Source organism: Arthrobacter sp. NPDC056691, assembly GCF_042791415.1.
Lineage (GTDB): Bacteria > Actinomycetota > Actinomycetes > Actinomycetales > Micrococcaceae > Arthrobacter.
In genome coordinates, this window is the sequence record NZ_JBHTXX010000004.1 from 70,167 (window position 1) to 82,691 (window position 12,525).

The 12,525-nt window shown below is 65.9% G+C and carries 9 protein-coding genes and 1 tRNA gene; 4 read left to right on the forward strand and 6 right to left on the reverse strand.

The window, feature by feature from the left end:
- Positions 1-59 precede the first annotated feature (59 nt).
- The 5 genes from serA to ilvD form a co-directional block, all read right to left on the reverse strand.
- Positions 60-1,649 (reverse strand): phosphoglycerate dehydrogenase, encoded by a 1,590-nt coding sequence (serA, locus tag ACFRAU_RS05385; RefSeq protein WP_377995555.1) that lies wholly within the window; start codon positions 1,647-1,649, stop codon positions 60-62.
- 116 nt (positions 1,650-1,765) lie between these two features.
- The gene (gene ilvC / locus ACFRAU_RS05390; RefSeq protein WP_377995556.1) at positions 1,766-2,791 is read right to left on the reverse strand and encodes a ketol-acid reductoisomerase; all 1,026 of its coding nucleotides are present in this window, start codon (positions 2,789-2,791) and stop codon (positions 1,766-1,768) included.
- A gap of 82 nt (positions 2,792-2,873) precedes the next feature.
- The gene (ilvN, locus tag ACFRAU_RS05395) at positions 2,874-3,386 is read right to left on the reverse strand and encodes an acetolactate synthase small subunit (RefSeq protein ID WP_003801493.1); all 513 of its coding nucleotides are present in this window, start codon (positions 3,384-3,386) and stop codon (positions 2,874-2,876) included.
- Between the two features lie 2 nt (positions 3,387-3,388).
- The gene (locus ACFRAU_RS05400) at positions 3,389-5,290 is read right to left on the reverse strand and encodes an acetolactate synthase large subunit (protein WP_377995557.1); all 1,902 of its coding nucleotides are present in this window, start codon (positions 5,288-5,290) and stop codon (positions 3,389-3,391) included.
- Positions 5,291-5,667: 377 nt separating this feature from the next.
- Positions 5,668-7,389 carry a dihydroxy-acid dehydratase gene (ilvD, locus tag ACFRAU_RS05405; protein WP_377995558.1) on the reverse strand — a complete coding sequence of 574 codons (1,722 nt, stop codon included), beginning with the start codon at positions 7,387-7,389 and terminating at the stop codon, positions 5,668-5,670.
- 224 nt (positions 7,390-7,613) lie between these two features.
- Here ilvD and ACFRAU_RS05410 point away from each other — a divergent pair, with 224 nt between their 5' ends.
- From ACFRAU_RS05410 to ACFRAU_RS05420, 3 genes are all read left to right on the forward strand, one after another.
- On the forward strand, positions 7,614-8,645 hold the full coding sequence (locus ACFRAU_RS05410; protein ID WP_377999119.1) for a hypothetical protein: 1,032 nt from the start codon (positions 7,614-7,616) through the stop codon (positions 8,643-8,645).
- Between the two features lie 84 nt (positions 8,646-8,729).
- Positions 8,730-9,908: a PQQ-dependent sugar dehydrogenase gene (locus tag ACFRAU_RS05415; protein WP_377999190.1), complete on the forward strand. Its 1,179-nt coding sequence runs from the start codon at positions 8,730-8,732 to the stop codon at positions 9,906-9,908.
- 115 nt (positions 9,909-10,023) lie between these two features.
- Positions 10,024-10,099, forward strand: a tRNA-Lys gene (locus ACFRAU_RS05420).
- Positions 10,100-10,165: 66 nt separating this feature from the next.
- Here the strand turns inward: ACFRAU_RS05420 and ACFRAU_RS05425 are convergent.
- Positions 10,166-11,206, reverse strand: coding sequence for a LacI family DNA-binding transcriptional regulator (locus tag ACFRAU_RS05425; protein WP_377999120.1), 1,041 nt, complete (start codon positions 11,204-11,206; stop codon positions 10,166-10,168).
- Positions 11,207-11,338: 132 nt separating this feature from the next.
- Between ACFRAU_RS05425 and ACFRAU_RS05430 the strand changes: the two genes are divergently transcribed.
- Positions 11,339-12,523 carry a Gfo/Idh/MocA family protein gene (locus ACFRAU_RS05430; protein ID WP_377999121.1) on the forward strand — a complete coding sequence of 395 codons (1,185 nt, stop codon included), beginning with the start codon at positions 11,339-11,341 and terminating at the stop codon, positions 12,521-12,523.
- The last annotated feature ends 2 nt before the right edge of the window (positions 12,524-12,525 follow it).

The window sequence follows — 12,525 nt, forward strand, 5'->3', positions numbered from 1 at the left end:
GGGACGTGGAGTTCACCCCGCGTTGGGGACCTGGCCGTTGCCGGCCGGTATTCGCCGGACTAGTCCTCGAGGTCCACTTCGCGCACCATCTCGGCACCGATGCCGGCCTTGATGGCGTCCAGCACCTGCTGCGGGACGGAGCTGTCGATGGTGAGAAGCGCCAGGACCTGGCCGCCCTCCGCGTTCCGTGCCACCTGCATGCCGCCGATGTTGATGTTGTTCATGCCCAGGATGTGGCCGATGGTGCCGATGACGCCCGGGCGGTCCGCGTAGGAGACCACCACGAGGTGCTCGCTGATGGGGATCTCGACGTCGTAACCGTTCACGCCGACGAGCTTCTGCACCTGCTTGGGGCCCGTCAGGGTGCCGGCCACGGAAATCTGTGCGCCGTCGCTCAGGGCACCGCGCAGTGTCAGGACGTTGCGGTAGTCCTCGGCCTCGGGGGTGGTGATGAGGCGGACGTTGATGCCGCGCTGCTCGGCGATCACGGGGGCGTTGACGTAGGACACCTGCTCGGTGACGACGTCGGCGAAGATCCCCTTGAGGGCGGCGAGCTCCAGGACCTTGACGTCAAGCGCAGCGATTTCGCCGGCAACCTCGACGTCGATCTGGGTCACCGAGGCGTGCGTCAGGGCCGTGAAGATGCGGCCCAGCTTCTCGATCAGCGGGATGCCCGGGCGGACGTCGGGGGCGATCACGCCGCCGGCGACGTTGACCGCGTCCGGAACCAGTTCCCCGGCAAGGGCAAGTCGGACGGACTTCGCGACGGAGACGCCTGCTTTTTCCTGTGCCTCGTCCGTTGATGCACCCAGGTGCGGGGTGACCACAACATTGTCCAGTTTGAAGAACGGCAGGTCGGTGCTCGGCTCCTGGACGAAGACGTCCACGGCGGCGCCGGCGATCTGGCGGTCCTGCAGCGCGGTGTAGAGGGCTTCCTCGTCCACGAGGCCGCCGCGGGCCACGTTGATCACATAGGCCGTTTCCTTCATTTTCCTGAAGGCGTCAGCGCCGAGCATGCCGACCGTTTCCGGCGTCTTGGGCATGTGGATGGTGATGAAGTCGGACTGCGCGAGCAGTTCGTCGAGGGTGACGAGCTTCACGCCGAGCTGGGCGGCGCGGGCCGAGGTGATGTAGGGGTCGAACGCGAGGATCTCGGTGTCGAAGCCCTGCAGGCGGGCGGCCACCAGGGCGCCGATGCGGCCCAGGCCGATGATGCCGATCTTCTTCTCGAAGAGTTCGATGCCGGTGTACTTGGAGCGCTTCCACTCGCCGTCCTTCAGGGCGGCGCTGGCCTGCGGGATGTGGCGGGCCAGGCTCAAGATGTGGCCGACGGTCAGTTCCGCGGCGGACACGATGTTCGACGTCGGGGCGTTGACCACCATGACACCGGCCTGGGTGGCGGCCTTGATGTCCACGTTGTCCAGGCCGACGCCGGCACGGGCGATGACCTTCAGGTTCTTCGCGGCGGCAATCGCCTCGGCGTCCACCTTCGTGGCGGAGCGGACCAGGATGGCGTCAACGTCCTCGATGGCAGAGAGCAGCTGGGAACGATCGGCGCCGTCGGTCTGGCGGATTTCAAAGTCCGGGCCAAGGGCCTCGATGGTGGCGGGCGAAAGTTCTTCGGCAAGCAATACTACGGGTTTTGACACAGCTGATCCTCTGCGTTGAAGTCCTGGGGGTAAATAAAGTCTAGGCGTACGGAAAGGCCGGGCTCACATTGTTAAGTGTGAACCCGGCCTCACTGTCGCGCTGGAAGGGCGCAGCCTTAGCGGGCTGCAGAGCCTTCGACGTAGTCCTGGTCCTGCTGCTGCCAGGAGAACAGGGAGCGCAGTTCGCGGCCGACAGCCTCGATCGGGTGCGACTCTGCCTTGGCGCGCAGCTCCTTGAATTCGGCGCCGCCGTTGTCCTGGTCATCGATGAAGCGCTTTGCGAACGCGCCGGACTGGATGTCGGCGAGGACAGCCTTCATGTTTTCCTTCACCTCGGGGGTGATGACGCGGGGGCCGGAGACGTAGTCGCCGTACTCGGCCGTGTCCGAAACGCTCCAGCGCTGCTTGGCGATGCCGCCTTCCCACATGAGGTCAACGATGAGCTTGAGCTCGTGCAGCACCTCGAAGTAGGCGATCTGCGGCTGGTAGCCAGCCTCGGTCAGGGTCTCGAAGCCGTACTGGACCAGCTGGGATACGCCGCCGCACAGAACAGACTGCTCGCCGAAGAGGTCGGTTTCGGTCTCTTCCGTGAAGGTGGTCTTGATGACGCCGGCGCGGGTGCCGCCAATGGCCTTCGCGTAGGACTTGGCCAGCTCCCAGGCGGAGCCCGAGGCGTCCTGCTCAACGGCAATGATGTCCGGGATGCCGCGGCCGGCTTCGAACTCGCGGCGCACGGTGTGGCCCGGAGCCTTCGGGGCAACCAGGATGACGTCAACGCCCTCCGGGGCCTCGATGTAGCCGAAGCGGATGTTGAAGCCGTGGGCGAAGGCCAGGGCCTTGCCGGGGGTCAGCTTGTCCTTGATGGAGTCGGTGAAGATCGAGCGCTGGTGCTGGTCCGGCGCCAGGATCATGATGACGTCGGCCCATTCGGCGGCGTCGGCAACGTTCTTGACCGTGAAGCCTGCGTCCTCGGCCTTGGCGATCGACTTCGAGCCTTCCTTGAGCGCGATGACAACCTCGACGCCGGAATCGCGCAGGTTCTGTGCGTGGGCGTGGCCCTGGGAGCCGTAGCCGACAATGGCAACCTTGCGACCCTGGATGATCGACAGGTCTGCGTCGTCGTCGTAAAACATTTCAGTCACTTGCGTAACTCCTCTTGAGTGGATTTCTTGTAGATAGGTGTGGTGCTTGCTTGCGGGCCGAACGCTCTGCCAGGGCGATGCCCTAGGCGGAGCGCAGGGCCCGATCACTCATGGAGCGGGATCCCCGTCCAACGGCCAAGGTGCCGGACTGCACAATTTCGCGGATACCGAAGGGCTCCAGCACTGAAAGCAGTGCCGTGAGCTTTTCGGGATGGCCAGTTGCTTCAATGACCACCGAGTCTGTAGAGACGTCGACCACTGAAGCACGGAACAGGTCTGCAGCCTGGGTCACCTGCAGACGAGTTGCGGCATCCGCACGTACCTTGACCAGGATGTGGTCGCGCTGTACGGAAGATTCGGAAGTCAGTTCAACAATCTTGATCACGTTGACCAGCTTGTTCAACTGCTTGGTGACCTGTTCAATCAGGTCACCGTCGGCGTCGACGACGACGGTCATCCGGGAAATGCCCGGAACTTCCGTCGGGCCAACGGCCAGGGAGTTGATGTTAAAGGCGCGGCGGGCGAAAAGGCTGGCCACGCGGGTCAGCACACCGGGCTTGTCTTCGACCAGAACGGACAGTGTGTGGCGGCTCATGATCAGTCCTCCTCTTCCCATTCCGGGGTCATGTTGCGGGCAACCTGGATCTGGTCGTTGCTGACCCCGGCGGGCACCATCGGCCACACCATGGAGTCGGGGCTGACCACGAAGTCGATGACCACGGGGCGGTCATTGATTTCCAGTGCCTTCTGGATTGTTGCGTCGATGTCCTCGTCCCGCTCGCACCGGAAGGATGCGCAGCCGTAGGCCTCGCCGAGCTTGACGAAGTCCGGGATGCGGATGGTCTCGTGGCCGGTGTTCAGGTCCGTGTTGGAATAGCGGCCCTCGTAGAAGAGGGTCTGCCACTGGCGCACCATGCCCAGCGAGGAGTTGTTGATGACAGCAACCTTGATGGGGATCTTGTTGATGGCGCAGGTGGCCAGTTCCTGGTTGGTCATCTGGAAGCAGCCGTCGCCGTCGATGGCCCAGACCACGCGGTCCGGCTCCCCCACCTTGGCGCCCATGGCGGCCGGAACAGCGTAGCCCATGGTGCCGGCGCCGCCGGAGTTCAGCCAGGCGTGCGGGCGCTCGTACTTGATGAACTGCGCAGCCCACATCTGGTGCTGGCCCACACCGGCAACGTAGATGCCTTCGGGACCGGTCAGGGCACCAATGCGCTCGATGACGCGCTGCGGTGCCGTCAGGCCGTCTTCGGGTTCGGTCCAGCCCAGCGGGTAGGTGTCCTTCAGGTTGTTAAGGAACGCCCACCAGTTGGCCAGGTCCGGAGTGCCGGACGTTTCGAACTGCGTCCGGACGGCTTCGGTCAGCTCCGGAATGATCTCCTTGACGGAGCCGACGATCGGCACATCAGCCGTGCGGTTCTTGGAAATCTCAGCCGGGTCGATGTCCGCGTGGATGACCTTGGCGTTGGGGGCGAAGGTCTTCAGGACACCGGTGACGCGGTCGTCGAAGCGCGCGCCGAGGGTGACCAGCAGGTCCGCCTGCTGCAGGGCGGTCACGGCCGACACCGTGCCGTGCATGCCGGGCATGCCAACGTGCTGCGGGTGTGAATCCGGGAAGACGCCGCGGGCCATGAGGGTGGTCACCACGGGGGCGCCGGTCAGCTCGGCCAGCTCGCGCAGTTCCGCCGAGGCGTGGGCCTTGACTACGCCGCCGCCCACGTACAGCACAGGCTTGCTGGCGGCAGCGATCAGCTTCGCCGCCTCGCGGACCTGCTTGTTGTGGCCGCGGACCACCGGACGGTAGCCCGGCAGGTCGATCTTCGGCGGCCAGGAGAACGTCATCTGTCCCACCTGCGCGTCCTTGGCGATGTCCACGAGGACCGGGCCGGGGCGGCCGGTGGAGGCGAGGTGGAATGCCTCGGCCATGACGTGCGGGATGTCGTTGGGGTCCGTCACCAGGAACGAGTGCTTGGTGATGGGCATGGTGATGCCCACGATGTCGGCTTCCTGAAAGGCATCGGTGCCGATCACTCCGCTGGAGACCTGGCCGGTGATGGCCACGAGCGGAACGGAATCCATGTGCGCATCCATGATGGCGGTGACGAGGTTGGTGGCGCCCGGGCCCGAGGTGGCGATGCAGACGCCCACCCGCCCGGTGACCATGGCATAGCCTTGCGCGGCGTGGCCGGCTCCCTGTTCGTGACGGACCAGAACGTGGTTCATTTTGGAGGCCATCAAGGGGTCGTAGGTGGGCAGGATCGCGCCACCGGGCAAACCGAAAATATCGTCGACGCCGAGTTCTTCGAGCGAGCGGACAATTGCTTGTGAGCCGGTCATCACCGTCGGGGGTACGACGTTGTTCGGCCCAAGGACAGGAGAGGCGGCTGCAGCAGTGTCGACGCCGGCCTCGGCCGGCTTGTCGACGCGTTCCGAAGCCTTGGCGGCTCCAGCGGACTTTGAAGCCATCAGCGAGGGGCTGATGGGCGATCCTTTGCTCATCGAACTCTTCCTTAGTGGATCTTGAAGTGGTGTGGTGCTTGTGAAAACTGAACGTTCCATCCCGCCCGGAAAATAAAAAAACCCCTCAGCCTGGCGGCTTTTCGAGGGGTTGCGCGTGACAGTTCGTTACCAGTCGGGCTATGGAGCCACGCGCTTGGTAAGTACGACGACGGCGCCGACGGTAACGAATGCGATCATGCGTTCAGTTTTCCCTCTGGTGAGATACGTGTCAACGAAGCGACCCGTCATCTCACCATGTGGACATCATTGTCCAACGGTTGGCCGCGTCACCCAACTGACTCACATTTGATGTCGTTTTCAGGGTTCATTACGACATCTAATGCTAGTCAGTTGGGTTCAGCCGCCGGTGCAGGCTGCTACCCGCAGTATGCGCCCGTGCTGGCGCTGTGAACCAGCTTGGCGTACTTGGCAAGCACGCCCTTGGTGTACCTGGCCGGGAGCGGCGCCCAGCCTTCCCTGCGGGCCTCGAGTTCTGCGTCATCAACGAGCAGGTCGAAGGTGCGTGCTGCAATGTCCACGCGGATCCGGTCGCCGTCCTTGACGAAGGCGATGGGACCGCCGTCGGCCGCTTCCGGGGCGACGTGGCCGATGCACAGGCCGGTGGTTCCGCCGGAGAAGCGGCCATCGGTGAGCAGCAGGACATCCTTGCCCAGGCCCGCACCCTTGATGGCACCGGTAATGGCAAGCATCTCGCGCATGCCCGGACCGCCCTTGGGTCCTTCGTAGCGGATCACCACGACGTCGCCCTTCTGGATCTTGCCGTTGTCCAGCGCGTCCAGGGCGCCCTGTTCGCGCTCGAACACGCGGGCGCTGCCTTCGAAGACGTCGGCGTCGAAGCCGGCGCTCTTCACCACGGCACCTTCGGGGGCGAGGGAGCCGTGCAGGATGGTGATGCCGCCGGTCTTGTGGATCGGGTTGTCCAGGGCGCGGAGGATCTTGCCGTCGACGTCCGGCGGGTTGATGGCCGCCAGGTTTTCCGCGACCGTCTTGCCCGTGACGGTGAGGCAGTCGCCATGGAGCAGGCCGGCGTCGAGCAGAGCCTTCATGATCACCGGCACGCCGCCGATCTTGTCGACGTCGGTCATGACGTAGCGGCCGAACGGCTTCAGGTCGCCCAGGTGCGGGATCTTGTCGCCGATGCGGTTGAAGTCATCCAGCGTCAGCTCGACTTCAGCTTCGCGGGCGATGGCCAGCAGGTGCAGGACTGCGTTGGTGGATCCGCCGAAGGCCATGGTGACGGCGATGGCGTTCTCGAACGCCTTTTTGGTCATGATGTCGCGGGCCGTGATGCCGTGGCGGAGCAGGTTCACCACTGCCTCGCCGGACTTGCGGGCGAATTCATCACGACGGCGGTCTGCCGAGGGCGGAGCCGCGGAGCCGGGCAGGGACATGCCCAGGGCCTCACCGATGCAGGCCATGGTGTTCGCGGTGTACATGCCGCCGCAGGCGCCTTCGCCGGGACAGATGGCCTTCTCGATGCGGGTGAGGTCCTCCATGCTCATCTTGCCGGCGGCGCACGCACCGACGGCTTCGAAGGCGTCAATCAGGGTGACTTCCTTTTCGGAGCCGTCCTCCAGCTTGACCCAGCCGGGCATGATTGAGCCGGCGTACAGGAAGACGCTGGCCAGGTCCAGGCGGGCCGCTGCCATCAGCATGCCCGGGAGGGACTTGTCGCAGCCGGCCAGGAGCACGGAGCCGTCAATGCGCTCCGCCTGCATCACGGTCTCGACGGAGTCGGCGATGACTTCGCGGGAGACCAGGGAGAAGTGCATGCCCTCGTGCCCCATGGAGATGCCGTCGGAAACGGAGATGGTGCCGAACTGCATCGGGAATCCGCCGCCGGCGTGAACACCTTCCTTGGCGCCCTGGGCCAGCCGGTTCAGGGACAGGTTGCAGGGAGTGATTTCGTTCCAGGAGCTCGCGACGCCGATCTGGGGCTTGGCGAAGTCGTCATCGCCCATGCCGACGGCCCGGAACATGCCACGTGCCGGAGCCGCGTGAATGCCGTCCGTGACAACCCGGCTCCGGGGCTTGATGTCAGGCTTGCTGGCCGTTTCGCTCAGGGTGTCCTCACTCATGGGTCAAAGTCTATGACCCCCGCGGACCGCCGACGACCGGAAGCGGCTGCTTTTGCCCAATTTCCGGAAAAATCCGATCAAATAGTGGACTTGCGTCTCACATTCTGGAACGCAGCCCCTTCGCGCGCCCTCCCCCGCTGGCCTCGACAAGCCTAGACAGCCCTATTGACACCGACGTACCGTCAAGCAACGGCAACCTCGTGTGACGGATGGAAGGCTTTGCTATGGAGTGGATTATCTGGGTCATTGTCATCGTATTGGTCATCGCTATCGTCTGGTGGTGGCTGAGCCGGAGCTCGCGGGGAACGGCAGCAGGCGCGGCCCGGAACGAGCAAGTGGTTTCCGCTGCCGGAACTGCATCCGCAGCTTCAGCCAGAGCGGAAGAGACGCCGCTGGCCGCCTCTGCCGCCGCAGCGGCGGCGGAACCGCCGTCGATCGCTACCCGGACCGTGCCGGAAACAGGCCGCCTGGCCCAGCCGGAGGCTGGCCCGGCAGCCGCGGAAGCCGCGCCGCTGGCGGGCCAGCCTGCCCCCGCGTCCACGCGCCCGGAGCCTGAGGACGTGGAGCCGGACATCGAATCCTGGGAGGCCGCCACTGCCCGCCCTTCCTCGGCGCGGTCCGCGGGAGGCGATGTTGACGACTGGGACGACGACGGCGACAAAGCCGAATGGGAAGCCCAGTGGTCGGATGCCGGCAGCGCAGAAACAGGCAGCACAGAAACTGGCAGTGCCGAGTCAGGGAGTTCCACCCAGCAGGCTCCGGTTCAGGCCGCGACTCCGGCGCATCACGCCGAGTACACGGACCCGCACGCCCCCACCCTGCCGGGCGCGGAATCTGCCGCGGCCGAATCCCTGGACGCTGAGGCTGAAACCCAGCAGCGGATCCAGTCCTCCGCTGCCACCGAAGCCGGAGCCAGCCACGAGGCCACGCCCCATTACCGCGAACCCCAGGCCCATCACCTGGAACAGGGCTTCGGCGCGGAACGGGGTTTCGGCGAACAGCCTATCCCCCACAAACAGGCCTCCGGCGAAGGCGCGGAACCCGCGGCGGAGCACCCGTACGGCGAGGGTTCGGCAGCGCCGGCAGCAGACGGCAGTGCCCCGGAGGGATACGCCGTCAAGGGCGATGTCAGCGCCATGACCTATTACGACGAAGACAGCGCCGGCTACGAGGACGCGCGGGCGGAAGTCTGGTTCCTTTCCCAGGCGCACGCCGAGGCTGCGGGGTTCCGGGCGCCGCGCCGGTCCCGGCGCTGACGCCACGCGGCGGCGCCAGACTGCGGACGGAGTAAGCGCATGGCACGCATTCACCCCGAACAGCCCGCAACGGCGGCCGCCGCCATGCCCCCGGCAGGGCCCGTCCGCTCGTTTTCCGCCCTGGCGCTGGCACTGTCCCTCACGTTGACTCTTTCCGGCTGCACGGGCGACGGCGGTCCGCCTCCCGCGGGCAGCACGGGCCCCGCGGCCAGCGGGGCAACTGCGACATCCGCCCCGGGCACCGGCACCCAGGGGACGGGCACCCCGGGCACGGGTGCGGCACCCACCTCTGCGCGGCCACCGGAAGTGCGGAGCAGGATCGAGGGACTGCAGATTCCGTGGTCGACGGTGTTCCTGCCGGACGGCACGGCGGTCATCTCGGAACGCGATTCCGCCCTGCTCAAATCGGTGACGGACGGCAAGGTTGGCACCATCGGGGCCGTTCCCGGCGTCGTTCCTGGCGGTGAGGGCGGGCTGCTGGGCCTGGCGTTGTCGCCCGACTTTGCCTCTGACCACTATCTCTACGCCTACTTCACCGCGGCCGACGACAACCGGATTGCCCGCATGCGCCTGGAACGTACCGGGGCGGCCGGCGAAGTGAACCTCCGGCTGGGTGGGCCGGAGGTGATTTTCTCTGGCATGTCCAAGGCATCCACCCACAACGGCGGCAGGATCCGCTTCGGCCCGGACGGGTTCCTTTACGTCGGCACGGGAGACTCGCAGCGCCGGGAGCAGCCGCAGGACCGGAACGCCCTGGGTGGCAAAATACTGCGGCTCACCAAGGACGGGGCCCCAGCGCCCGGCAATCCCTTCCCGAACAACCCCGTCTACAGCCTCGGCCACCGGAACGTCCAGGGCCTCGCGTGGGACGGCCAGGGCCGGCTCTGGGCCAGCGAATTCGGTCCCGACGTCAATGACGAACTCAACCTGATCCGGCCCGGCGGAAACTATGGGTGGCCGGAAGTCACAGGAGCACCCCACCGCGACGGCTTCATCGACGCCAAGGTTGTCTGGCCATCCACTGCAGACTCCTCGCCAAGCGGACTCGAAATTGTTGGCAGCACGGCCTACCTCGGCGCACTGAGGGGCCAGCGGATCTGGGCAGTCCCGCTTGACGGCGAGAATGCCGGCACTCCTGTGGGGTACTTCACACGGGAGTTCGGCCGGATCAGGAACGTTTCGCTGGCTCCAAACGGGGATTTGTGGGCCCTCAGCAACAACGAAAACCCTGATTTCGCGCTGATTTTGCGGCTTCCACGCTAGGTGGCACGTTCCGCCCACCCCGATTTCACACTGGCGCAAACTTCGTGTAGAGTTTCATGTCGTTGCGGAGGTCAACGCGGGAAACAACAGCCCACGGATGAACAAAACAACAGATGCACCTCTAGCTCAATTGGCAGAGCAATTGACTCTTAATCAATGGGTTCCGGGTTCAAGTCCCGGGGGGTGCACCAACCGAAGCCCCGCCTTCAGGCCACAAACCTGAGGCGGGGCTTCGTCGTCCCCGGGGCTTCTTAGCCTTAGGCTCCCCCGCCGCCCGGCACATTGCCGGAGGAACCCCTGACCTGCAACTCGCTGCTGACCAGATGCTTCCGGCCCGGCAGGTCAGGATTGCCCAGCCGCTCCAGGATGAACTTGCCGGCCTGGACCCCCACGGCAAGATTGCCGTTGTCCACGGACGTCAGTGACAGGTGGCGGATGCGGGCCAGATACGTGTTGTCGTAGCCCACCAGGGAAATGCCGCCCGGAACCGTCACGCCCGCGTCCGCCGCGGCGGACAGCACGCCAATGCAGGCAATGTCGTTGAAGGCGAAAATCGCCGTTGGCGGGGTGGTGGCGGCCAGCAGCGTCCGGGCCGCGCTGTAGCCGCTTTCCTCACTCATGCCGCCCGCCACTGTGTGCGGTTCCAGGCCGGCCACCCGCATCGCCTCCTCGTAACCCGCCCGCCGCAGGCGCCCGATCTCGTCTGGGCCCTGGAGATGGGCGATGCGCCTGTGTCCGAGCGCAATGAGATGCTCGGTGGCCTTCCTGGCACCCGCGGCGTCATCGTTAACCACAACATCCACGCCCGGCAGCTGCGGGTCAAGGGTGCCCGCCAGCACGACGGGAACCGCGGCGGAGGCGACCCTGATCGCGGCGGACTCCGTGGTGGTTCCCACCACCACCAGGCCGTCGATCCGCTGCTCCAGCAGCGCCTCCACCGACGGGCGGCCGATCCTGCGGTCCGTGTAGGAGTCGGCCAGGACGGGCGAAACGCCAGCGGCATGCAGGGTGGCGGAGAGACCTTCCAGGAGCTCGATGAACCAGGGGTTCCGGAGATCGTTGAGCAGGACACCAACGGTCCCCGTGCGCGGCATCGAGAGCCCGCGGGCAAGCTTATTGGGCCGGTAACCCAGCCCTTCCATCGCCTCAAGCACGGCCCGCCGTCGTGCTTCACTGACGTTCCCGGAACCCTGCAGAACCAGTGAGACAAGCGACTTGGACACACCTGCCCGCTCTGCCACATCCCGGATCGTTGGCTTGGCCACGGGCAGGCCGCCGCTGGGGAACGATGGGTTCACGGTGCTCCTCTTCGGGTCATGGCAGCTCGGTCCTGCCGGTCCGGTACCAGCCTAAGGGGTTGACGAACCAAGCTCCTTCCCATCATTATGGACCGGTCCAAGAAAATTCCAAAAAATCAAAAGAGGATCCTCATGAGTGAACCGCACGCACGCCGGCTGGTGGCAGGAATGGTCGGAGGCGGCGCAGGAGCAGACATCGGCAAGACGCACCGCCGCGCGATGCGCCTGGACGGCGAGTTCGACCTCCGCGCCGGCGTCTTCGGCCGCGACCAGGGCCGCTCGGCTGCCCTGGCGTACCAGCTCGGCATCCCGGCGGACCGGCACTACGCGGACTACCGCGAGATGGCGGAACAGGAATCGGGCCGGGAGGACGGCGTCGACGTGGTGGTTGTTGCCACGCCAAACGACAGCCACTTCGAGATCGCCAGCGCTTTTCTGGAGGCCGGCATCTCCGTGGTGTGTGAAAAGCCTCTGACCCGGGATTCAGTGACCGCTGCGGAGCTGGTGCGGATCGCGGCCCATAACGGCGCGGTGCTGGCGGTTCCGCACTGCTACTCCGCCTACGCCATGGTTCGCCACGCGGCCCGCATGGTCCGGGACGGACGGCTGGGAACCATTACGTTCGCGGACGTGGAACACGCCTCGGGCTGGGCAGCTACTCCCCTGGAGCAAGGCGGCCACAAGCAGGCCACCTGGCGGACCGACCCGGACATCGCGGGCTTCCCCAGCGTGGTCGGGGACCTCGGCACGCATGGCTTCCATCTTCTTCGCTACATCACCGGGCTTGAGGCGGAGAGGGTGTCCGGCCGGCTGCGGACCGTGGTTCCGGGCAGGCGGGTCTTCGACCACGCGACTGTGGAACTGCAGCTCACCGGTGAAGTCCCGGGCCGGCTATGGGCCAGCATGGCCGCCGCCGGGCACAACCACGGCCTGCGGATCCGGGTCTTCGGCACGCAGGGAAACCTCGAATGGCAGCATGAGGACCCGCATCACCTGACGGTCCAGGACCTCGACGGAACCACCACGGTGCTGACGGAAGGGCTCAGCACACTGTCTGAGGACGCCTCCCGGCTCACCAGGGTAGGGCTGGGCCACCCGGAGGGATTCCTCGAAGCTTTTGCCAACTTCTACCGCGACCTGGCCGCCGAGCTTCGCGCCCGCCGGGACGGCACCCTGCCGGAGACCCGGGAACTGTCGTTCCCCACGGGCCACGACGGCCTGGTGGGCGTCAGGTTCGTCGAGGCGGTCGCCGCATCAAACGCCCGGGATGCAGCCTGGGTGACCCCGGCGGGTGCCGCGGAGAAGGTAGGAGTCTGACC